Consider the following 22,236-nt stretch of genomic DNA (forward strand, 5'->3'; position numbering starts at 1 on the left):
GGGGACCGAAGAGAGGGGAAAACCACCCTCCATCGCAGCCCGGGATGACAGTGAGTGTGGTGTACGGGTTTCCCGACCACCCCCCACCGTCGACCGGGGGGGGAGCACCGCGCCCGGGCTCGTCCGCCCGGCCGCCACTCCCCCCGACAGCAAGTGAGCACTCCGCACATGCGCCGCCCGCACCTCCCCGCCCGGCTGCCCCTGGACCCGTACGTCCTGGCCCTGCTCGGCACCGTCGGCCTCGCCGCCCTGCTGCCCGCCCGCGGTGCGGCCGCCCCGATCGCCGACGGCGCCTCCACCGCGGCCGTGGGCCTGCTCTTCTTCCTCTACGGCGCCCGGCTCTCCACCCGCGAGGCCCTCGAAGGACTGCGCCACTGGCGGCTGCACCTCACCGTGCTCGCCTGCACCTTCCTGCTCTTCCCGCTCCTCGGCCTGGCCGCCCGCGGCCTCGTTCCCGGCGTCCTGACACAGCCGCTCTACAGCGGCCTCCTCTTCCTCTGCTTGGTCCCCTCGACCGTCCAGTCCTCCATCGCCTTCACCTCGATCGCCCGCGGCAACGTGCCCGCCGCGATCTGCGCCGGCTCCTTCTCCAGCCTCGCCGGCATCGTCCTCACCCCCCTCCTCGCCGCCGGCCTGCTCGGCGGCCACGCGGGCGGCTTCTCCCTCGACTCGCTCCTCAGGATCACCCTCCAGCTGCTGCTGCCCTTCCTCCTCGGGCAGGCCCTGCGCCGCTGGGTCGGCGGCCTCCTCGTCCGCCACAGGCAGGTCCTCGGCCACGTCGACCGCGGCTCGATCCTGCTCGTCGTCTACGCCGCCTTCAGCGCGGGCGTCACCGCGGGCATCTGGCACCAGGTCAGCCTGCCGCGGCTCGGCGCCCTGCTGCTGGTCGAGGCGGTACTCCTCGCCGTCATGCTGCTCGTCACCTGGTACGGCTCGGCGCGCCTCGGCTTCGGCCGCGCGGACCGCATCGCCATCCAGTTCGCCGGGTCGAAGAAGAGCCTGGCCGCCGGACTCCCCATGGCCAGCGTGCTGTTCGGGGCCCAGGCAGGCCTCGCCGTGCTCCCGCTGATGCTCTTCCACCAGATGCAGCTGATGGTCTGCGCGGTCATCGCCCGCCGCCGCGCCCAGGACCCGGGACAGGAACCCGCCGCCGACCGTGTGGCGGAGGTCTCGCCCGCGGCCCAACAGCCCACCGGCCAGGCCCGATAACGTGCGGTGGTGACCTGGATACGCCCGCTCGCCGCCCACGCCGAACGCCCCTGCACCCTGGTGGTCTGCCGCGGCTGCTGCTGCGGCGATCCCCGCAAGAACCCCGGCTCCGACCACGCCGGCCAACTCGCCCGGCTGCGCGAGGCCGCCGCCGCCTCCGGGGGCCGCCTGGCCGTCCGTACGAGCGAGTGCCTCGGCCCCTGCGCCCAAGCCAACGTCATCGTCGTCCAGCCCACCACCGAAGCCCGCCGCCGGGGCGCCCGCGCGGTGTGGTTCGGCTGGGCCCTCGACGACACCGCCACAGACGAGATCATCGCCTGGGCCGAATCCGGCGGCCCGGGCTCCACCCCGCTCCCGGCCACCCTGGACCTCCACCGCATCGACCCCCCGGCCCCGAAGGAACCTTCGCCGTCCGTCACCTCCCGCCGCGCCCGCCGGGGCCGCTGACGTGCCGGCGCCCGACCGGCGGGCGTGCTCCGACAGGTTCGCCGTCCACGGGCCCGGCAAGGGGAACGGCTACAGGGTGATCCGCTCCTCGCCCGCATAGATGTTCATGTCCGGGCCCCGCAGGAAACCCACCAGGGTCATGCCGGACTCCAGTGCCAGGTCCACCGCCAGTGAGGACGGCGCCGAGACGGCCGCCAGCACCGGGATGCCCGCCATCACGGCCTTCTGCACGAGCTCGAAGGAGGCCCGGCCCGACACCAGCAGGACCGCGCCCGTCAGCGGGAGCCGGCCGGCCTGGAACGCCCGGCCGACGATCTTGTCGACCGCGTTGTGCCGGCCCACGTCCTCCCGCAGGTCCAGCAGCTCGCCCTGCGCGGTGAACAGCCCCGCCGCGTGCAGCCCGCCCGTACGGTCGAAGACCTTCTGGGCCGCGCGCAGCCGGTCCGGGAGCGCGCAGAGGACCTCCGCGGGAATCCGTACCGGATCGCCGGCGATCCCCGGGAACCGGGTCGCCGTGCGGACCGCGTCCAGACTCGCCTTGCCGCACAGGCCGCAGGAGGAGGTGGTGTAGACGTTCCGCTCCAGCGTGATGTCCGGCACGGGCACCCCGGCGGCCAGCTGCACGTTGACCACGTTGTAGGTGTTCGACCCGTCCTCCGTGGCCCCCTCGCAGTACGTGACGGCCTGCACGTCCGATGCCGCCGCGAGTACTCCCTCGCTGACCAGGAAGCCCACCGCCAGCGCGAAGTCGTCGCCCGGCGTACGCATCGTGATGGCCAGCGGCTTGCCGTTCAGGCGTATCTCCAGCGGCTCCTCGGCCACCAGCGTGTCCGGGCGGACGCCCGCCCCGCCGTTCCGGATTCGGACGACGCGACGACGTTCGGTGACCCGTCCCATGGTGATCAGCCCTCCCCTTCTGTTTTCTCGCCGGTATCCGACGAGCTCATTCTCCCGGTTCCGCTTCCCGCGACGCCCTCGGCAGGTGGATCCTCGGGAAGCTCCAAAATCCGGGGCCGGAATCCTGTCGGGTCACGCGCACCCGTACCCACCAGTAGCAGGCGAAGCTGGGTGATCCTGACTTCCGTACAAGGGGGGACCCCGCCCATGACCGGTTCACGCGTGGTGGCGCTAGGGCACTACCAGCCCGCGAAAGTGCTCACCAACGAGGACCTCGCGGCCATGGTCGACACCACCGACGAGTGGATCCGGTCCCGCGTCGGCATCCGCACCCGCCACATGGCGGGCCCGGACGAGCCGGTGGACGAGCTGGCCTACCAGGCGGCGGGCAAGGCGCTGGCCGGCGCCGGCCTGACCCCGGACGACATCGACCTCGTCCTGGTCGCCACCTCCACCGCGATCGACCGTTCGCCCAACATGGCCGCGCGCGTCGCCGCCAAGCTGGGCATGGGCGGCGGCCCCGCCGTGATGGACATCAACGTCGTCTGCTCGGGCTTCACCCACGCCCTGGCCACCGCCGACCACGCCATCCGCGCCGGCTCCGCCACCCGCGCCCTGGTCATCGGCGCCGACAAGATGACCGAGATCACCGACTGGAACGACCGCACCACCTGCGTGCTCACCGGCGACGGCGCCGGCGCGGCCGTCGTCGAGGCCTGCGAGGAGCCGGGCATCGGCCCGGTGCTGTGGGGCTCGGTCCCGGAGATGGGCAACGCGGTCCGGATCGAGGGCTCGCCGCCGGTCTTCGCCCAGGAGGGCCAGTCCGTCTACCGCTGGACCACCAGCCAGCTCCCCCCGCTCGCCCGCAAGGTGTGCGAGAAGGCCGGGATCACCCCGGAGGACCTGGCCGCGGTCGTCCTGCACCAGGCGAACCTGCGGATCATCGAGCCGCTCGCCGCCAAGATCGGCGCCGTCAACGCCGTCGTCGCCCGCGATGTCGTCGACTCCGGCAACACCTCGGCCGCCAGCATCCCGATGGCCCTGTCCAAGCTGGTCCAGCGCGGCGAGATCCCCACCGGCGCCCCGGTCCTCCTGTTCGGCTTCGGCGGCAACCTCTCCTACGCGGGCCAGGTCATCAGCTGCCCGTGACGGCTTCCGCGCCCGCTCCCTCCGCCGGCCCGGCGGGGGAGCGGGCGCCCTCGGCGGCCAGCGCGCCGACCAGGACGAACGCCAGGGCCACCAGCTGTCCCGCGCCCGCCCAGCCCATGCCCACGGGAACGGTGGCGAGCGCCAGCACCAGGGCGGCCGCGCGGTAACGGGCCGGCCCGATCCCCAGCGCCGCCCGGAAGGCCAGGTCACCGGCCAGGAACAGGGCGACCCCGCCGGCCAGCGCGACCGCCGGGCCGGTGTGCAGGTGCTCACCCAGGTGCCCGATGGTCTTCTTCACGCCCGCCGCGAAGACGGCGATGCCCAGGAGCATGGGCAGGAACGCGTAGTAGTACGCGACCATCGCCAGCTTGAAACGCCGCTCGGGCGGGGTCCGCTCGAAGACCCTCTCGGCCCGGCCCTCGTCGCGGACGAAGTACATCCACCACATGGCGGACGCGACCGTCAGGGCCAGGAAGGCGCCCCCGGCGATCCCGGGGGACAGGGGCAGCGAGCCCACCCCGATGCCGATCGCGATCACGGACTCGCCGAAGACGATGATCAGCAGCAGGCCGTGCCGCTCCACCAGGTGCGCCGCGTTCATCCCGCCGAGCTGATCGCCGACCGTCTGCCCGGGCGCCTCAGCCTCCGTCTCCGCCTCAGCCTCCGTCTCGGCCCTCGCTTCCGTCTCCGCCCCGGCCTCCGGCCCCGTCGCCCCGCTCGCCGCGACCCGCTGCACGACCACCGGCGTCGCGAACTGGAGCAGCAGCGCCAGCATCCACAGCCCCCAGGCCGGCGCACCGTCGAAGAACCCGGCCGCCGTCACCGACAGCGCGCACAGCGCGTTGGGCAGCGCGAACCACAGCACCCCGCGCCCGTGCGCCTGTGTGTACAGCGCGCTGTGGACCAGTACGACCAGCAGGTACCCGAGGCCGAAGGCCACGCCGCCCGCCCCGAACGCGGTGGGCACGGCCAGCGCGCACACCAGGAACGCCCCCATGGCCAGCATGAGCAGGACGCGCCGCACGGTCCGGTCCGGCGGCACCTGGTTCGTCAGGTGCGCGTAGCCCCCGTACATCCAGAACAGCACGGTGAAGATCAGCACCACCTGCCCCGCGCCCCGCAGGGTCAGGTCGTCCGCCAGCAGCACCGTCAACTGCGTGATGGTGAAGACGAAGACGAGGTCGAAGAACAGCTCCAGCGTGCTGACGCGGTGCTCGGTTTCCATGCGCGGCTCCCCCCGGATGTGTGCGCAGCCATCCGACCGCCCGGCCTCCCCCCATGTCCAGTGGTATCGGCATCCGGATGTCCCGCGGTGCCGTCGCCCCCGCCGCGGCCGACCTCGACGAGACATCCCGTCTCGCTACGGCCATCGGCGCATGCGTGCAGGTCAGCCCGGCGTGGCGGACGCCCACCGCTCGGATAAGTGGTCGGAACCCCGCCGATCCTTTGCTATTGTTGTCCATGTCGCCGCGGGAAACCGGGGCCGACCACCTGGTCCGGGTGGCGGAATGGCAGACGCGCTAGCTTGAGGTGCTAGTGCCCTTTATCGGGCGTGGGGGTTCAAGTCCCCCCTCGGACACAAGAAAGAACCCCACACATCGTGTGGGGTTCTTCTTTTTGCCCTCTACGTGCTCAGGACCACCAGGCCCGTCGGGGTGGTCAGGCTGCCGGGGGTGACCGACGTGAAGGTGTGGGGCAGGGACAGGCGGGGCTGGTCGCCGGCCGGGGCGGCGTCGAAGAGGTAGGCCGCCGCGGCCGTGGTGTCGCTGACCAGGTGGGGGCCGCCCGGGGTGGTCGCCGTGGCTCCGGTGAGCGGGGTACGGAAGAGGCGGCGCAGGTGGCGGAGGGTCTCCGGGGTGACCGGAGCCCTCATCGGCAGGGGCCGAGCCGGGGGATCCGCGGCGGGGATGTCCGCGGGACCCGGAGCGGCGGCCGCGGCGTCCGGAGGGATCGCGCCGGTCAGGAGCAGGGCCAGGAGCACCGGGACGGCCTTGCGGCGCAGGGCCGCGGTGGCCTCGGGCAGCCGGTGGGCATGGGTCGCGGGCAGCGAGAGCGCGAGGCTCCCGGCCGCGTCTCCGGTGGCGATCGGGACCGCCGAGCAGACGACCCCGGGGGAGTATTCGAGCAGGTCGAAGACGGGCGCGCCCGGAGCGACCGCGTCCAGGGCGCTGAACAGCACCCTGCTGTCGGTGATCGTCTGCGGGGTGAGCCGGGCGGTCCGGTGCCGGGCGACGTGGTCGGCGCGGCGGTCGTGGTCGAGCTGGGTCAGCAGGCACTTGCCGACCGCGCTGGCGTGCGCGGCCGCCCGGAAGTCGACCCACTCCCGCACCGGCGGGGTCGCGGGCCCGTCCGCCATCTGCGTGATCCGGACCTCGCCCTCGGCGTACCGGCTGAGGTACACCGCGGCGCCCGCGCTGTCCCGGGCCAGGGCCAGGGTGCGCTGGAGCTGGCCGGCCAGGCCGTGACCGCCGGGGGCGGCGAGCCGGTCCAGGGCCGGCCCGCGCCCGTACACCCCCGCGCCCGCGCGGTACGCGTACTCCTCCTCGCACAGCATCGACAGGAGCGGGCGCAGTTCCCCCTCGGCGAGGCCCGACTCCCGTGCGAGCCGGGCGGCGCGCACCCCGAGCGGGTGCTGTTCCAGGACGCGTACGACGGCCAGCGCGCGGCGGGCCTCCGCCAGGGCCTCGCTCGTCCCGCCCTGGACGACGGTCCCGCGGGCCGCCGCCGTCAGTGCCGGGTGGCGCAGCGGTCCGGCGGCCGGCCGGACCGGGGCCACCGGCGCCGGGACGGTCGCCGTCGCCGTCGCCGCCACGGAGACGGGCGGCGCCAGGAACGCGGCCAGCACCCCGGACAGCCCGGGCCGCGGCAGCGGCACCGGGCCCAGGTCGGGATCCTCGAACTGGTCGACGTAGCGCAGCACGGCCGCCTGCGCGCAGAGCCGGACCTCCCGCAGGTCCCGCCGGCCGCCCGGCCGGAATCCGCGGCGGCCCAGCTCGCGCGCCCAGTGCCGGGCGTCGTGGTGCTCACCGCGCCGGGAGTGGTCGAGGAAGAGGCAGTACGCGGCGGCCGCGGTCGGCGGGCTCCCGGAGCCGGCCGCGAACTGCCACCAGAAGCGCGAGCCTTCGCGCAGCCCGGCGAGGTGCAGCAGGCAGCCGAAGACGACCGCACCGGCCAGGTCGGTGTGCCCGCCGGTGCGGAAGGAGTCGAGGTGCGCCCCGGCCTTCGGCGCGCACACGGAGGCCAGGCAGACGGCCTTGAGGTCGCGCCGGGCCCGCTCGGCGTCGAGCGGGCAGTCCCGGGCCGGGTCGCTCCAGCCGTAGGCGGACCGGCGCCGGGCCCGGTGTCCGGGGACCGGCCCGTGGGGTGTCGGCCGCAGCAGCCGGGCCTCGGCCGCGCCGAGGTCGTAGTACCGGTAGCGGTCGCGGACGCCCGCCCGGGCGAGGAACTCGGCGAGCGAGCGCGGGGTTCCGTCGCCGCCCCGCCGCTCCTGGGGTTCGTACCGCTTCATGAGCCGGCGGATTCGGCTGATTCGGCGGACGTGTCGAGGAGGCGCGCGAGCCGCCGGTGGGCCTGGCCGAGGTAGGAGCGGACCGTGGCCTCGTCGACGCCCATCACGGCGGCGGCCTCGCCGGGGGTGCACTGGAGCCCGTACCGCAGGAGCACGGCGTCGCGCTGCCGCTCGGCGAGCCGGGAGACGGCGGAGTAGAAGCGGATGGTGTCGGTCAGTACCTCGTACTGGTCGGCGTGGGCCTCCTTGAGGGCGGCCTCGAAGGCGCTGATGTCCATCGGCTCGGGCTGCTGCTGCCAGGGGTGGCGCCGGTGCTCCCGGTCGACCAGGCAGTGCTTGAGCACGGTCCACGCGTAGGCGTCGAGACGGTCCATGTGCAGCATCCGCAGCCATTCGCCCATGATCGAGTCGAAGGCGGCGTCCACCGCCTCCTCCGCCGCCGCGTCGGAACCCAGCTGCAGATACGCGAAGCGCATGTACGCCGGCCGCCGGTTGGCGTGGAAGGCCCAGTACGACAGGCGCGCCGTCGGGTGCCACTGGCTCATGGGAGTCGGCCGCCGACGCCGGCTCGGTAGTCCCACGGCCCCACCGGACTCCTCCGGTCCGCCATCGTTCACCGCTCCACCTCATCCCCTGTGCGCAGAACAGGAAAGCAGCGCGGGCGCACTCGGAGGGCGCAGAGAAGAAACCTGGAAGCATTGCGTCGGCGATGATCGACTTGTGATCGATGTCGATCGCGCGAGGCTTCAGCCAGCACGTATGCATATGCCCGCTGCCGGTGCCGCCGGGCCACCGGTCCGATGGCGGCGGTCCGGCGCCCGGCGGTCCGCCTGTACCATGGGCCCGATCGCGAGGGCCGTGACGGAGAGGTCACTGCCCTCGCTTTTGCGTTATGTCCCCCATGAACAAATGCGGCGCGTGGCCTTTCGGCGGTTCGATACGATGAACCGCACTCACAATCCGTCACGTCACGTGGTACCGCACAGAGGAAATGGAGCATCCGAGGATGGCTCGACACCTGATCACCAGCGCGCTTCCGTACATCAACGGGATCAAGCACCTGGGCAACATGGTCGGGTCGATGCTTCCGGCGGATGTGTACTCCCGGTACCTCCGCCAGCGCGGCCACGACGTCCTCTACATCTGCGCCACCGACGAGCACGGCACTCCCGCCGAACTCGCCGCCAAGGAGGCCGGCGTCTCGGTCGCCGAGTTCTGCGCGCAGGCCCACGACGCCCAGAAGGCGGTCTACGACGGCTTCGAGCTGTCCTTCGACTACTTCGGCCGCAGCTCCTCCGCGCAGAACCGCGAGATCACCCAGCACTTCGCGCGCAGGCTCCAGGAGAACGGCTTCATCGAGGAGCGCGCGATCCGGCAGGTCTACTCGCCGGTCGACGGCCGCTTCCTGCCGGACCGCTACGTCGAGGGCACCTGCCCGCACTGCGGCTACGACAAGGCCCGCGGCGACCAGTGCGAGAACTGCACCCGCGTCCTGGACCCCACCGACCTGATCGAGCCCCGCTCGGCCATCTCCGGCTCCACCGAGCTGGAGGTCCGCGAGACCAAGCACCTCTTCCTCCTGCAGTCCAAGCTCCAGCACGAGGTCGAGGCCTGGGTCTCCGAGCACGAGGAGGAGTGGCCGCAGCTCGCCTCCTCCATCGCCCGCAAGTGGCTGACCGAGGGCCTGCACGACCGCGCCATCACCCGTGACCTCGACTGGGGCGTCCCGGTCCCGGCCGACACCTGGCCCGAGCTGGCCGCCGACGGCAAGGTCTTCTACGTCTGGTTCGACGCCCCGATCGAGTACATCGGGTCCACCAAGGAGTGGTCGGACCTGGACCCGGCGAACCGCGACTACAAGTCGTGGTGGTACGAGGCCGAGGACGTCCGCTACACGCAGTTCATGGCCAAGGACAACGTCCCGTTCCACACGGTGATGTTCCCCGCCACCGAGCTGGCCACGCGTGAGCCGTGGAAGAAGGTCGACTACGTCAAGGCCTTCAACTGGCTGACGTACTACGGCGGCAAGTTCTCCACATCGCAGAAGCGCGGCGTCTTCACCGACCAAGCGCTGGAGATCCTCCCGGCCGACTTCTGGCGCTACTTCCTCATCGCCAACGCGCCCGAGTCCGACGACTCCTCGTTCACGTGGGAGCACTTCGCCGCCACGGTCAACAAGGACCTCGGCGGCACCCTCGGCAACTTCGTCAACCGCGTACTGACCTTCTCCCGCAAGAAGTTCGGCGACGAGGTCCCCGCCGGCAGCCCCGCCGGCGAGGTCGAGGCCAAGCTGGGCGAGCAGATCGCCGAGCTGGTGGCCGAGTACGAGGGCCACATGGAGTCCCTCCAGTACCGCAAGGCGGCGGCCGCGCTGCGCGCCCTGTGGTCGGCCGGCAACGCCTACCTGGACGAGAAGGCCCCCTGGCTGGAGGTCAAGACCGACCTCGACGGCGCGGCGCTCACCCTGCGCACCGCCATGAACCTCATCCACCTCTACTCGGTGGTCTCCGAGCCGTTCATCCCGGCCTCGGCGCGCGCCATGCGCTCCTCCTTCGCGCTCGCCGACGACACGGCCACGTGGATCACCCCGGAGCAGGCCAGGACGCTGGACGCGGTCCCGGCCGGTACGCCGTTCACCGTGCCGCCGGTGCTCTTCGCGCGGGTCACCGAGGAGGACCTGGAGTCCTACCGCGAGCGTTTCGGCGGTTCCCCGGAGGCCTGAGCCTTCGGTGACCGTCCCATGAGGGGCGCGACCTTCCGGGGTCGCGCCCCTTTCGCGTGCCCGCATGGCGGGAAACGGTAGGGAAAACCCCACCGTGAAGTGCCCACCTGGGCGTGCAGACCCGGTGGGGGCCGCGCGGCTGGAACGGGGCCATGACCCTTTCCCGTAGCGCCCGTTGGATCGAACGGTCCGGGCGGCTCCTGCTGGAGTCCGGCCGGCTCCAGGTGGACGGGCCCGCGGCCGTGGAGGAGTACACGCCGTACCCGCCCGGCACGGCCCTGCCCGGCCTCCCGCGGGCGTTGCTCGGCGGCGGGGACGGGGGGCCGTCCGGCTGCTGGGCGACCCGGATCTGGTGCGCGGCCGCCCTGTCCGGCAGCCTGTGGGCCGGGCGGCGGCTGCTCGGCGCGGCCCGGTCCCCGCTGCTCCCCGCGCTCGTGGCCTCGCCCGTGGTGGCGCTGCCCCTGGCCGTCAGCGGGGTGGACCTGCCGCTGGCCGGGCTGTGCTGCCGGCGCTCGCCGCCGCGGCGGCGGGTCGGCCCGGGCCGGCGGGCGCGGCCCTCGCCGGGGCGTGCGCGCTGCAGCCCGCTCCCGGGACACCTCCTCGCCGAACTCGGCTCCTGGGCTGGTACCTGACGGCGGCTCTGCTGCCGCTGGGCGGCCTGGCCGTGGCCCTCGCGCTGCTGGTCCGGCCTCCGCGCACCCTGGTCGCGGCGGCCGACCGCCTCGCGATCGGCCTCACCACGGCCTTCCTGCTGGCCCCCGCCGGCCGCTTCGGCTACCTGGCGCTCCCGGTGCCGCCGGCCCTCTGGTCCCGCACGGTGACGGTCCCGGGCGCCTCCCGCGTCGTGACGGGCTCCTTCCGGCTCCGGTCGCCGGACGGGCGGCCGAAAGCGCGGAACGAGCGGCCGGGAGGGCATTTCGCCTGACGGCCCCCGCCCATTGGATAGTTGCACTATCCTTCCGTCCGTGGATCAGCTGATCGCCGAAGACCCGACCCGTATAGGACCGTACCGCCTGATCGCCCGGCTGGGCGCGGGTGGCATGGGCCTGGTCTACCTGGGCCGCTCCGAGGGCGGCCGTACCCTCGCCGTGAAGGTGGTCCAGGCGGAGTTCGCCGGGAACCCGGAATTCCGCAGGAGGTTCGCCCGTGAGGTGGCCGCCGCGCGCCGGGTGGGCGGCAACTGGACGGCGGCGGTGCTCGACGCCGACACCGAGGCCGCCGTGCCCTGGGTGGCGACCCAGTACATCCCGGGGCCCGACCTGCAGACCGTGGTCGCCCGGCAGTTCGGGCCGCTGCCCGAGGACTCGGTGCGGACCCTCGCCAACCGGCTCGCCCTCGCGCTGCGGGCCGTGCACGACGCGGGCCTGATCCACCGCGACCTGAAGCCGTCCAACGTGCTCGTCACCGTCGACGGCCCCCGCGTCATCGACTTCGGCATCGCGCGGGCGATGGACAGCCTGACCGGCGACAGCCTGCACACCCGCACCGGCATGCTGATCGGCTCACCCGGGTTCATGTCCCCGGAACAGGTCCGCGGACTCGAACTGACCCCCGCCAGCGACGTCTTCTGCCTCGGCGCGGTCCTCGTGTACGCCGCCACCGGACGCATGCTGTTCGGCGCCACCGACACCGGTCTGAACGCCCACCTCTTCCGGATCGCCGAGGAGGAGGCGGACCTGACCGGCGTACCGGAGTCGCTGGTCGACCTCGTCGGCGCGTGCCTGCACAAGGACCCGGCCCGGCGGCCCACCCCCGAGGAGGTGGCGGCGCGTACGGCGGCGGACGCACCCGGGGAATGGCTCCCGGGTACGGTACTGGCCCAACTGGGGCGCCATGCGGCACAGCTGCTGGACTACGCCCCGGCGTCTCCCGCCGGAGCCGGAGCCGGAGCCGGAGCCGGAGCCGGAGCCGGAGCCGGAGCCGGAGACGGAGCCGGAGCGGCAGCGGGCGGCGAGGCCCCGGCCGGGGGCACGCCCGCCGGGGCGCCGGACCCCCGCCTCGTGCCGGAGCAGTCCCGGCGGGACGCCTCCCCGTACGGGACACCGCCCGCGTACGCCCCCACGGCCCCCGGCCACTTCGGCCCCGCGGACGGCTTCGGCCCGCCGCCGGGCCCCGCTCCCGGCGACCCGTCCGATTCCGCGCCCCCGCACCCCAGGCGGTGGTGGGGCCTCGCCGTCCTCGTCCTGACGCAGCTGCTGGTGCTGGTCGAAGCGGCGCAGTTCAACCTGCTGGTTCCGCAGCTGCACTCCGACCTCGGCCTCAGCGCCGACGGTATGAGCCCGGCCTTCACCGCCTACCTGGTCGCCCTCGGCGGGCTGCTGCTGCTCGGCGGGCACCTCGCCGACCTGTTCGGGGCCCGGCGGATGCTGGTGACCGGCCTGATCGGGTTCGCGGTGGCCGCCGCGCTCAGCGGCGCGGCCGACGGCTCCGGGCTGCTGATCACCTCCCGCGCCCTGCAGGGCGCCTTCGCCGCCCTGCTCGTCCCGGCGGCGCTCTCCCTGGTGACCACCGGTTTCACCCACCCCCGGGAACGCGCCCGGGCCTTCGGGGTCTACGCGGCGGTCGCCGCGGGCGGCAGTGTGCTCGGCGTGTTCACGGGCGGGTGGCTCGCCGAGACCCTGGCGTGGCGCTGGGCCCTGTGGTCGGTCGTTCCGCTCGCCGTGCTCGCCCTGATCGGCGCGCTCACCCTGCTGCCCGACCGCCCGGGCCGTACCGGCGCCCGCTTCGACGGACCGGGGCTGCTCCTCGGATCGTCGGGACTCGCCGCCCTGGCCTACGGCCTCGCCGAGGTCGAGAGCGTCGGCTGGGGCGTCCCGCTGAGCCTGTTGCTGCTCGTGGGCGGCAGCGCGCTGCTCGCCGCCTTCCTGTGGTGGCAGACCCGAACATCCGGCCCGCTGCTCCCGGCGTACGTCCCGGCCGACCGCAGCCGCCTCGCCTCCCTCCTGGTCCTCCTCTTCACCGGCGCCGCCACGGTCGCCCTCCTCCCGGCCCTGGGCTTCTTCGCCCAGCAGATCCGCGGCGAGGGACCGGCGTCCGGGGCGGCCCACCTGCCGCTGGTCGCCGCCTCCCTCGTGACCGCCACCCAGGTCTCCGCCCGCCTGCTGCCCCGGCTCGCACCGCGCGTCCTGATCCTGCCGGGCCTGGTGGTCACGGCCCTCGGGCTGGCCCTGCTGGCCGGTGTGGGGGGTGGCGCCACCTACGCGACCGGGGTGCTGCCCGGCATGCTCCTCACCGGCGTCGGCCTGGGCCTGGCCCTCGTCCCGCTCTACGCCGTCGCGACCGCCGGAGTGTCCCCGCAGCACGCCGGCGGGGCCTCGGCGGCCCTCGGCGCGGCCCACCACCTGGGTCAGTCGATCGGCGGGGCCGTGCTCGGCACCGTCCTGGTGAGTCACCTGGACGGGGTCTCGGAGGACACCGACCTGTTCGCCCGGATGCTGGACTCCTACACGACCACCCTGTGGTGCGCGGTCGGCGGCCTCCTGCTCGCGGCCCTGCCGGCCGCCCTCCTGATCAGGACGGGCGCCCCGCGGCGGGACACTGCCTAGGCCTCCTGGCCCGCCAGGTGGGCCAGGACCGCGAGGACGCGGCGGTGCCCTCGGTGGCGTCCGGGTCGCGCGCGGGGCACCCCGGCGGGGCCCCCGGTCCGCCGTTCAGCCGGTCCGTACGAAGGTCCGTACCGCCGTGTCGAAGTAGCCACGGGCCTCGGCGGAACCGCCGACCGGCGAGGAGACCCACACGTCGTACAGCCGGCCGTCCTCCTCCCAGCACAGGTCGCGGGTGTGCCGGGGGCCTTCGGCCGCCGAGAAGCCGTTCCAGGTGAACCGCCACAGGGCGGCCTCGTGGCCGTCGTGCGTGTAGGCCACGACCTCGGCGTCCCGGTAGCCGGGGTTGTTCGAGGGCCCCTTGGCGTGGGCCCGTTGGTGCACGGCGAGCGGTCCGCCCGACTCCGGATCGGCCACCTTGATGCCGATGCGGAAGGTCTCGCCGGGGGACATGTAGAAGATCCGCGGGCCGTCGACCTTGCGCGTGAAGCCGAGGGGGACGGCGAGCGAGAAGCCCCCCGGGTCCTCGACCAGGTGGTAGCCGGCGGGGGCGGCCTTGTCGTCGGAAGCGGGGGGAACCGGCTGCGGCGCCGCCGGACTCACCGGCGCGGTCCGCCCGCCGGGGCCGCCGGCGGAGGGGGTGGTCGGTGCGGGGGGTGCGGAGGCGACCGCGTCCGTGGCCGCGCCGCGGCCGCCCGCGCCCCCGCTCGTGGACGCCTGCCGCGGGCGTTCCTCGTCGTTCATCAGCAGCGCGGCGGCGGAGACGCCCGCCCCGGCGATCGCGGCCACCAGCAGGCCGGCGATCAGCGCGGCCGCCGGCCGGCGCTTCCTGGGGGAGGGGACGGCCGGGGCCGCGGCCGCCGGGGCGGTCACGGGCGCCGTCGCCGGCACCGGTACGGGCGGCGGAGTGGGTGCGGGCGCCGCTACGGGTACGGGTGCGGCGGGCCTGGCCACGTCCTGCGTCGGCGTGTACTCCGGCGCCGCCGCCGCGTACGCCCGCAGCAGCCGCTCCGCCTGCTCCGCGCCGAGCCGCTCGGCGGGATCGCGCTCCAGAAGCCCCCGCACCACCGGCAGCAGCGGCCCGCACGCGGCGGGCGGCCGGATCTCGTCGTAGACCACCGCGTGCAGCACCCCGCCGAGCGAGTCCCGCCGGAACGGGGAGGCGCCGCTGACCGCCGCGCACAGCAGGGCCCCGAGCGACCACAAGTCGGACTCGGGCCCCACCGGGGTCTGCGCGGACATCCGTTCGGGCGCGGTGTACTCCGGGGAACCGACGAAGGCCCCGGTCGAGGTCAGCGTCGTCGCGCCCGCCACCTGCGCGATCCCGAAGTCCGTGAGGACGGGCCGGCCGCCCGGCGCCTCCAGCAGGACGTTCGCCGGCTTGATGTCCCGGTGCAGCACACCCGCGGCGTGCGCCGTGCGCAGCGCGCCGAGCAGGGCGATCCCGATCCGGGCGCCTTCCGCGGGATCCACCGGGCCGGTACGGGAGAGCCGGTCGGCGAGGGAGCCGCCCTCGACCAGCTCCATGACGATGTACGGGCGTTCGCCGTCCTCGACGATGTCGTGCACCACGATGATGTGCGGGTGCTTGAGCTGCGCGGCCGCGCGCGCCTCGCGGAGGGTGCGCTCGCGCTGGAGCAGGGCCTCGTCCTCGGACAGCGCGGGATCGAGGGCGACCTCCTTGACGGCGACGCTCCGGCCGAGCAGCTGGTCGGTGGCGCGCCACACGATGCCCATGCCACCGCGGCCGAGCCTGGCGTCCAGCCGGTAACGCCCTGCGATGAGTCGGGCGTTCTCCCCCTGGGTCCCCATGGCGCCATCATGCCGCATGGCCGGCGTGGGACGGGGCCGGGCGCACGCACCCGGGGACGCACGACCGGGTGACGCGATCGCCGCGTCCGGGTTCCCGATCCGTCCGCGGCGTGTCGAAGCGGGGCCTTGATCGTTTCTTCAGCCGTGACCATGCATCGGCCGCGGAATTCGGGAGGACGCGCGTGACCGCTTGGCAGTACTTCGCCGGGGCGGGGCTGGTGGCGGCGCTCTGCCCGCTGCACGGCCACGTGGCGGTCGCGGGTGACGGCCACGGCCGCGGCGCCCGCGTCGACCTGTGCGTGCCGATGAAGGGGCCGCAGCCGAGGGGGCCCGTCGCACAGCCTTCCGGACGGCCGTCCGTACGGGCGGCCGTGCCCGGCGCCGACCGGCCGACCGTGCACCATCCGGGGCGGACGCCCGTGCCGGCCGCCGCCCCGGAGCGGCCCGGACGGCCCGCGCGGCCCGGACCGCCGGAGCCGGCGGTCCCGCCCGGTGAGCCAGGTCCGGAGGTGCCTTCCGCGGAGGCAGTGGCCGGGGAGGAGGAGCCGCCGGGGCCCGCGCCGGATCCTGCCGAGGAGACCGCGACGGCGCCCGCCGGCGCACCCGCCCCGGCCCTGCCCAGGGCCGCCGTCGCGCGGGTGAGCGCCTTCCACGTGCGTCCGTACCGCGCGGTGGCCCTGGAGCGGCGCGGCCCGGACGGGATGTCCACCGTGATGCTGATGGTCGTCGTCACCACCCCGGCCGTGCTCGCCGCCGCCGCACTGCGTCCGCGTTCCAAGAGCCGCGGCTGACCCGGCCGCGCCCCGTCGACCCGACCCACCCGACTCAGCCCACCCCACCCACCCCACCCACACCGGGAGAATCCACGTGTCCGAATGGCTGGTCCTGGCCATTGCCATGGCGCTCGTCTGCGCCGTCGTCCTCGCCATCACCACGATCCGGCACCGCCGGGCCGCGGACGACGAGGACACCAGCGAAACCCCCGACGTCATCGAGTACATGACGATGATGGTGGGCGTGGTCTACGCGATCGTGCTGGGCCTGGCCATCGCGGGCGTCTGGGAGGCGCGCGGCGCCGCGGAGGACAGCGTGCGCCGCGAGGCGCAGGCGCTGTACGAGGTCACCCAGCGCGCCGACGTCTACCCGACCGCGGTCCGCGACCGGATCCGCGGCGAGGTGGACGCGTACGTCAGCCACACCGTCGCCGTGGACTGGCCGCTGCTGACCTCCGGGGAGGGCGCGTCGGCCGAAGGCGCCCAGCTGCTGGGCAAGCTGCGCAGCGACGTCACCCACCAGAGCCCGGCCACCGAGCTGCAGGCGCAGGCCTACCAGCCGCTGCTGGACCACATCGCGGCCGCCGACGACGCCCGCCACTCGCGGACCCAGAGCTCCGAGTCCACGCTGCCGAGCGTGGTGTGGTTCGGGCTGCTGGTCGGCGGGGTGGTCACGGTCGGGCTGATCTTCACCCTGCAGATCCGCCGCTCCGGGCGGGAGTTGCTGCTCGCCGGGCTGTTCAGCGCGCTGATCGTGTTCCTGCTGTTCATGGTGTGGAGCTTCGACGCGCCCTACGGGCGGGACGGGATCGACTCGGCGGGTCCGTTCCAGGACCTGTTCCCGAAGACGGCGGTGGCCGCGGCCCGCTGAGCCCGCAGGGGCGTCGTTACGCCGCCACCTGTTGACGGACCGCCTGCACCACCGGTGAATGCCGCAGGGCGTGGGAGATCCGCAGCAGGTCGCGGGGTGCGTCGGGGGTGTCGAGCAGGATCTCCTCGTCCTCGCCGATGATCTTGCCCTCGGGGTCCGCGGAGCGGGCCCGTACGGCGGCCGCGACCATGGCGGCGTCGGCGACCGCGCGGGCGGTCTCCTCGTCGGCCCCCGCGGCGACGGCGCTCTCGTAGGCGTCGTCGCGCAGGCCCTTGTCGAAGTACGGGCCCAGGTGCAGGAAGCCGTCGTGGATGTCCGACTCCCGCTGGATCACCCGCAGCTCGGCCGCCGACCACCAGGCCATCTGCACGGAGGGCGTGCCGCTGGGCGCGGAGATCTGCACCTCCTGCCACAGCGCGCCGAGCCGGCGGTACGTCGCCCAGGTCTGCCAGTGGTCCGACAGCCGCTGGCAGACGAGCGGGACCACGAAGCCCATCGCGCTGATCAGCGCGCCCAGGGCGGCGAGCGGCGGGGCGACGTAGGTGCTCAGGTCGTCGAGGTTGTGGCCCAGCCAGCGGGCGACCACCGCGGAGATCTTGGTGGCGTCGTAGGTGAGGTTGAAGATGTAGCCGGAGACGATGATCATCAGGCCGACCCGCAGCCAGCCGCGCACCTGCAGCGACCAGCGCCAGCACAGGACCACCATCACCACCGCGGCCACGTGGTGGGCCAGCAGGTAGAGGGCGATCATCATCCCGATGTACGGGGTGTTCGCGTAGAAGGTGTCGAAATCGCGCAGCCGCTCCACCGGGGTGTCACCGAGGGCGAACAGCACGATGAGGGCGGCGACGACGAGGCTGTAGCCCTTGATCCAGCGGCGCGAGACGCGTCGGGTCTGTTCGGGCTCTCCGCCCCGCCAGTTGACCATCAGGACCAGGCAGGAGGCGCTGAACGCGGTGATCAGGCAGTACACCAGGGGGGCCGAGAAGTTGGCGATCCCGGTCCAGCGGTTGACCGCCGCGATGGTGGGCGGGGCGGCGAAGAAGAACACCGCTCCCGCCAGGGTCACCAGGGCGACGACCGAGCGCAGCAGCGGGTCACGCCAGTTGTGCCGCAGCGCCGGCAGCTTGAAGGCGAGTGAGATCGCCATCGCGGCCGCGGGTATGTAGTAGTCCTCGCCGTTCAACGGTCGTTCCTGTGCCCCCGGTAGCCCAGCGATGCCTCGATGCGGCCCGCCAGTTGGTCGCGCTGGACCGGAGCCCGGTGGCCGGCCGATCCGGCCAGCCAGTTCCGGCACCGGCTGCCCAGCAGTAAGCCGAAGGTCTCGGCCTCCGTCTCCTCCCGCACGTCGGCGCGCGTGCGCGCCGCGACACGGCGGACGGTCTCGCCGATGTCCGCCTCGTCGGACAGCAGCCGCGCGGCGACGGCGGCGCCGTCGACGTGGTGGCTGCAGTGGCCGGCCTTCATGTGCCACAGCTCGTGGCCCAGGATGACCAGCTGGTGGTCGGGCGCGGTGCGTTCCTCGATGACCACGAGGTCGCGGTCCGCCATGTCGAGCCACAGGCCGCTGGCCGTACGCGGGGGGAACGAGGCCATCCGGAAGTCCACCCGCCGGCCGCGGTGTCTGCTCATGCCCTCGCAGAGGGCAGCGTAGAGTTCCACGGGTTCCGCGGGGGCGGTCAGCCGGATGCCGGCCACCAGCTCCCCGCACAACCGCCGCTGCTCTCTGCCTATGCTCACCGTTCTCCCCGTCGGCGCGGATCCGGATCAGGACTCAAGGATCAGACCCAGACTTTCGACTGGGTCAGGATTCATTCGGTTTGACGCTTTCGAGGAGCATGTCCAGCCATTCGGTCACCTTGTCCCGGTGCTTGTCGCTGGGCAGTTGGGCGGCGCGCCAGGCGATGCCCCGCACGCCGTGGTTCTGGAGGAGTCTTGCCAGCGGATCGCCCGCCGATGCGGCCGCGGCCGGTACGGTTTCCCGCGCGCGCCCCGCGAAGTCCTGCAGCAGCTGTTGCTCGGTCCGCTGGAGCGCGTCGGTGAGGGCGTCGGAGTCGTGTGCCGTGAGGAACCCGGCGTGCACCCCGAAGAAGCGCTGGATCGCGTCGCAGTGCTCCATGGTGGGGCGGCGGCCACCGTTGATCAGGGCCCCGGCCTGCTGCCGCGACATGCCGGCGCCGTCCGCGATCTCCTGCTGGGTGTACCGGCGGCCGTTCGGTTTGACGCGGGTGCGCCGCAGCAGGTCGAGCCGCTGGAGGAACCGGGTCTGCAGATCGGGTTCGCCGGCCGGCCTGCCGTCGAGGAGGGTCCTGACCACGTCCGTGGGGACGCCGGAGGCCTCGGAGAGCCGCCGCAGGTCGAAGACATGGTTCAGGTCGCGGCCCATCTTGCCCGCGAGCTCGGCGACGCGCGTGATGGTGGCTGCCAGGGGTGCGTTGGCCACCGCGACGGGAGCCGGGAAGCCGTCTGTCACCAGTGGTTCTCCTATGATCGCGCGAAGTCGGTACGGCACATGGTCGGCTTCTGGAATCTAGCCGCTCTCGCCCGTAAGGGCTAGAACGTGCCACAGCTGTGGCGGGAATGAGCTGTCAAGAGGCTGGAATTGCCACAATAGTTGACACTCGAATGAAGTCGGTAGCAGGATCGCCACACGGAAATGAAGATCCAGACCGGAGGAGGGGGAGCTCTCGGTGCCACATCTCGCAGCGGTGGGCCCGTCCGATGGCCTCGCCCGAGCCGGTGAGGAGCGCCTGGCGGGCGAGGAGTCCGCACGAGGCGTCGTGCGGTCGGAGCGACGCAAGGAGATTTTGCGCCAGCGCCGCGAGGAGCTGGGGCTGAGCCAGGAGGACCTCGCCGCCCGGCTGCGCATCAGCGTGCGCGCGTACGGAAACTGGGAACGCGGCCTCGTCAAGGAGTGGACGGACCGCAAACTGCTCGCCCTGGCCGAGGCCTTGGAGATGAGCGAGCGGCAGTGCTTCTGGCTGTTCCGCGTCATGGTCGACCGCGACCCTCCGCCCACGTGGCGGGCGGCCGAGGAGAACCGGCTGCCCGAGGACCCCGCGCAGCGCGACTACCTGTGCGACTACGCGGCCCTCATGGAGTCGGTGCCCTACCCGAGCTTCCTGGTGGACCACCGGTGGGACGTCGCGCTCACCAACTCCGCCTTCGACCAGCTCTTCCAGTCCGTACGGCCGCACCCGACGGCCCTGCCGGACGACAACTTCCTGCGCTTCGTGCTGTTCCACCCGGACGCGGCGGGCGTGCTGGAGGACCACGAACCGGCCTGGTGCGTACCGCTGCTGGCCCAGTTCGCGGCCGCGCTGGCCGCGGCTCCGGAGGACGAGGGGCTGCGCAGCATCCGCCAGGAGGTGGCTCGTGACCCGTTCATGGAGGCCGCCTACCGGTACGGGGTGCCGCACTGGCTGAGCATGCGCGGGGCCGAGGCCGCCGAGATGGACGGGGCGGTGCGTACCGTGCGCCACCCCGACCCGCGGTGGGGGCTGGTGCGCTGCCGGATGGTCGCCGAGACCAGCCGGATGCTGGACGAGATGGGGCTGACGCGGATCACCCTGATCCTGTCGGCGCCGCAGGGCGCCCCGGTGGGTCCCGTACGGGGCGGCGGCGCGGTCACGCACCAGCAGGGTGCCAGGCTGCGCGCCGTGCCGTCGCTGGAGGAGTGACCGGCCGGGGCAGACTGGGCCGGGCGGGCGCGCGCGGCGGGTTCCGTGTCACCGATCGTGTCACTGATCGTGGCATTGGCGTTGCCGGGGCCCCCGCGGGCACGATCGTGGTGCGGGAAACGGCCACGGGAGCCGCCACGGTCACCGGCACCCGCGGTGGCCGCCGCACCGGCACGGGCGAAGGGCGGTAGGGACGTGCGGCTGACGATCCTCGGCGGGGGCGGCTTCCGCGTGCCGCTCGTCTACGGAGCACTGCTCGGCGACCACGCCGAGGGCCGGGTGTCCCATGTGACGCTCTACGACGAGGACCCGGCGCGGCTGACCGCCATGGCGCGCGTCCTCCACGACCAGGCCGAGGCCGCCGGGGTATCCGACGCCCCGGCCGTCACGGCCACCGGGGACCTCGACGAGGCCCTGCGCGGGGCGGATTTCATCTTTTCGGCCATCCGCGTCGGCGGCCTGGAAGGGCGCGCCGCGGACGAGCGGATCGCCCTGGCCGAGGGCGTGCTGGGCCAGGAGACGGTGGGCGCGGGCGGGATCGCGTACGGGCTGCGGACCGTGCCGGTGGCCCGAGCGGTCGCGCGCAGGATCGCCCGCGTCGCCCCCGAGGCGTGGGTCATCAACTTCACCAACCCGGCCGGGCTGGTCACCGAGGCCATGGCCGAGGAGCTCGGCGAGCGGGTGATCGGCATCTGCGATTCCCCCGTGGGACTCGGCCGGCGCATCGCCCGGCTGCTCGGGGCCCGCCCGGAGGAGGCCTGGATCGACTACGTCGGCCTCAACCACCTGGGCTGGGTGCGCGGGGTGCGCATCGGCGGCCGCGACGAGCTGCCCCGGCTGCTGGCCGACACCAAGGCCCTGGAGTCCTTCGAGGAGGGCCGCCTCTTCGGGGCCGAGTGGCTGCGTTCGCTCGGCGCGATCCCGAATGAGTACCTGCACTACTACTACTTCAACCGTGACACCGTACGGGCCTACCAGGGGGCCGAGCAGACCCGCGGGGCCTTCCTGCGCGACCAGCAGCGCGGCTTCTACGCCGAGGCCGGCCGCGCCGGGCAGCCGGCCGGCGCGGCGCTGGCCGCCTGGGACCGCACCCGGGCCGAGCGCGAGGCCACGTACATGGCCGAGAACCGCGAGGCGGCCGGCGTCGGCGAGCGCGACGAGAGCGACCTGGAGTCCGGCGGCTACGAGAAGGTCGCGCTCGCGCTGATGCGGGCCATCGCCCGCGACGAGCGGGCCACGCTGATCCTGAACGTCCGCAACGGCTCGACGCTGTCGGTCCTGGACGCCGGAGCGGTCATCGAGGTGCCCTGCCTGGTCGACGCGAACGGCGCCCACCCGGTCGGCGTCGCGCAGCTGCCGCTGCACGCGGTCGGGCTCGTGACGGCCGTCAAGGCGGTCGAACGGGAGGTCCTGGCGGCCGCGGCGAGCGGGTCCCGGGCCACCGCGGTCAAGGCCTTCGCGCTGCACCCGCTGGTCGACTCCGTGGCCGTGGCGCGGCGGCTGCTCGACGGGTACGCGGCGGAGCACCCGGGGCTGGCGTACCTGCGCTGACGTACGCGTCGCCGCGCTGACATGGCCGCGCCGGTGCGCCTGCGGCGAGGGCGGGCGGTCGCCCGTACGGCGGAG

The 22,236-nt window shown here is 73.7% G+C and carries 18 protein-coding genes, 1 tRNA gene and 1 pseudogene; 12 read left to right on the forward strand and 8 right to left on the reverse strand.

What is annotated here, in order from left to right; translation table 11 throughout:
- Window positions 1-168 precede the first annotated feature (168 nt).
- Entirely contained in the window at window positions 169-1,209 is a 1,041-nt protein-coding gene (locus tag ACZ4VT_RS28110; RefSeq protein WP_467953745.1) for a bile acid:sodium symporter family protein, read from the forward strand.
- Window positions 1,210-1,218: 9 nt separating this feature from the next.
- On the forward strand, window positions 1,219-1,656 hold the full coding sequence (locus ACZ4VT_RS28115) for a (2Fe-2S) ferredoxin domain-containing protein (protein WP_467953747.1): 438 nt from the start codon (window positions 1,219-1,221) through the stop codon (window positions 1,654-1,656).
- Window positions 1,657-1,725: 69 nt separating this feature from the next.
- On the opposite strand, the gene fdhD is transcribed toward ACZ4VT_RS28115, so the two are convergent.
- Window positions 1,726-2,553 carry a formate dehydrogenase accessory sulfurtransferase FdhD gene (gene fdhD / locus ACZ4VT_RS28120; protein WP_467953749.1) on the reverse strand — a complete coding sequence of 276 codons (828 nt, stop codon included), beginning with the start codon at window positions 2,551-2,553 and terminating at the stop codon, window positions 1,726-1,728.
- Between the two features lie 207 nt (window positions 2,554-2,760).
- On the opposite strand from fdhD, the gene ACZ4VT_RS28125 reads away from it, so the two are divergent.
- Entirely contained in the window at window positions 2,761-3,702 is a 942-nt protein-coding gene (locus ACZ4VT_RS28125) for a beta-ketoacyl-ACP synthase III (protein ID WP_351585472.1), read from the forward strand.
- On the opposite strand, the gene ACZ4VT_RS28130 is transcribed toward ACZ4VT_RS28125, so the two are convergent.
- A complete protein-coding gene (locus ACZ4VT_RS28130) occupies window positions 3,689-4,927 on the reverse strand; it encodes a low temperature requirement protein A (protein WP_467953751.1) in 1,239 nt (412 codons plus the stop codon). The genes ACZ4VT_RS28125 and ACZ4VT_RS28130 overlap by 14 nt on opposite strands.
- A 269-nt stretch (window positions 4,928-5,196) precedes the next feature.
- On the opposite strand from ACZ4VT_RS28130, the gene ACZ4VT_RS28135 reads away from it, so the two are divergent.
- Window positions 5,197-5,281, forward strand: a tRNA-Leu gene (locus tag ACZ4VT_RS28135).
- Between the two features lie 381 nt (window positions 5,282-5,662).
- Here ACZ4VT_RS28135 and ACZ4VT_RS28140 read toward each other — a convergent pair.
- Window positions 5,663-6,382 (reverse strand): annotated as a pseudogene (locus ACZ4VT_RS28140) (IclR family transcriptional regulator domain-containing protein); the annotation flags it as partial.
- An 824-nt stretch (window positions 6,383-7,206) separates the two neighbouring features.
- Window positions 7,207-7,755 carry a sigma factor-like helix-turn-helix DNA-binding protein gene (locus tag ACZ4VT_RS28145; RefSeq protein WP_467953753.1) on the reverse strand — a complete coding sequence of 183 codons (549 nt, stop codon included), beginning with the start codon at window positions 7,753-7,755 and terminating at the stop codon, window positions 7,207-7,209.
- Window positions 7,756-8,216: 461 nt separating this feature from the next.
- On the opposite strand from ACZ4VT_RS28145, the gene metG reads away from it, so the two are divergent.
- The 4 genes from metG to ACZ4VT_RS28165 all read left to right on the forward strand — a co-directional run bounded on the left by metG (window position 8,217) and on the right by ACZ4VT_RS28165 (window position 13,477).
- Window positions 8,217-9,932: a methionine--tRNA ligase gene (gene metG, locus ACZ4VT_RS28150; RefSeq protein WP_467953755.1), complete on the forward strand. Its 1,716-nt coding sequence runs from the start codon at window positions 8,217-8,219 to the stop codon at window positions 9,930-9,932.
- 152 nt (window positions 9,933-10,084) lie between these two features.
- Window positions 10,085-10,564: a hypothetical protein gene (locus ACZ4VT_RS28155; RefSeq protein ID WP_467953757.1), complete on the forward strand. Its 480-nt coding sequence runs from the start codon at window positions 10,085-10,087 to the stop codon at window positions 10,562-10,564.
- A gap of 32 nt (window positions 10,565-10,596) precedes the next feature.
- Window positions 10,597-10,857: a hypothetical protein gene (locus tag ACZ4VT_RS28160; RefSeq protein WP_467953759.1), complete on the forward strand. Its 261-nt coding sequence runs from the start codon at window positions 10,597-10,599 to the stop codon at window positions 10,855-10,857.
- 40 nt (window positions 10,858-10,897) lie between these two features.
- Window positions 10,898-13,477, forward strand: a complete 2,580-nt coding sequence (locus tag ACZ4VT_RS28165; RefSeq protein WP_467953761.1) for an MDR family MFS transporter — start codon at window positions 10,898-10,900, stop codon at window positions 13,475-13,477.
- A gap of 105 nt (window positions 13,478-13,582) precedes the next feature.
- Here the strand turns inward: ACZ4VT_RS28165 and ACZ4VT_RS28170 are convergent, their stop codons facing one another.
- The gene (locus tag ACZ4VT_RS28170; protein WP_467953763.1) at window positions 13,583-15,286 is read right to left on the reverse strand and encodes a serine/threonine-protein kinase; all 1,704 of its coding nucleotides are present in this window, start codon (window positions 15,284-15,286) and stop codon (window positions 13,583-13,585) included.
- 182 nt (window positions 15,287-15,468) lie between these two features.
- On the opposite strand from ACZ4VT_RS28170, the gene ACZ4VT_RS28175 reads away from it, so the two are divergent.
- Window positions 15,469-16,077 carry a hypothetical protein gene (locus ACZ4VT_RS28175; RefSeq protein WP_467953764.1) on the forward strand — a complete coding sequence of 203 codons (609 nt, stop codon included), beginning with the start codon at window positions 15,469-15,471 and terminating at the stop codon, window positions 16,075-16,077.
- Window positions 16,078-16,153: 76 nt separating this feature from the next.
- Window positions 16,154-16,930, forward strand: coding sequence for a bestrophin-like domain (locus ACZ4VT_RS28180; protein WP_467953766.1), 777 nt, complete (start codon window positions 16,154-16,156; stop codon window positions 16,928-16,930).
- A 16-nt stretch (window positions 16,931-16,946) separates the two neighbouring features.
- Here ACZ4VT_RS28180 and ACZ4VT_RS28185 read toward each other — a convergent pair whose 3' ends face one another.
- The 3 genes from ACZ4VT_RS28185 to ACZ4VT_RS28195 all read right to left on the reverse strand — a co-directional run bounded on the left by ACZ4VT_RS28185 (window position 16,947) and on the right by ACZ4VT_RS28195 (window position 19,403).
- Window positions 16,947-18,116, reverse strand: a complete 1,170-nt coding sequence (locus tag ACZ4VT_RS28185; protein ID WP_467953768.1) for an MAB_1171c family putative transporter — start codon at window positions 18,114-18,116, stop codon at window positions 16,947-16,949.
- Complete coding sequence (locus tag ACZ4VT_RS28190; RefSeq protein ID WP_030713038.1) at window positions 18,113-18,670, reverse strand: hypothetical protein; 558 nt, start codon at window positions 18,668-18,670, stop codon at window positions 18,113-18,115. The genes ACZ4VT_RS28185 and ACZ4VT_RS28190 overlap by 4 nt, the downstream gene beginning before the upstream one ends.
- Before the next feature lie 64 nt (window positions 18,671-18,734).
- On the reverse strand, window positions 18,735-19,403 hold the full coding sequence (locus ACZ4VT_RS28195) for a helix-turn-helix domain-containing protein (protein ID WP_467953770.1): 669 nt from the start codon (window positions 19,401-19,403) through the stop codon (window positions 18,735-18,737).
- 217 nt (window positions 19,404-19,620) lie between these two features.
- Here ACZ4VT_RS28195 and ACZ4VT_RS28200 point away from each other — a divergent pair, with 217 nt between their 5' ends.
- Both ACZ4VT_RS28200 and ACZ4VT_RS28205 read left to right on the forward strand, forming a co-directional pair.
- A complete protein-coding gene (locus tag ACZ4VT_RS28200; RefSeq protein WP_467953772.1) occupies window positions 19,621-20,610 on the forward strand; it encodes a helix-turn-helix domain-containing protein in 990 nt (329 codons plus the stop codon).
- Window positions 20,611-20,805: 195 nt separating this feature from the next.
- On the forward strand, window positions 20,806-22,161 hold the full coding sequence (locus tag ACZ4VT_RS28205) for a 6-phospho-beta-glucosidase (RefSeq protein ID WP_467953774.1): 1,356 nt from the start codon (window positions 20,806-20,808) through the stop codon (window positions 22,159-22,161).
- Window positions 22,162-22,236 lie beyond the last annotated feature (75 nt).

The organism is Streptomyces sp. NPDC029164 (assembly GCF_055563995.1).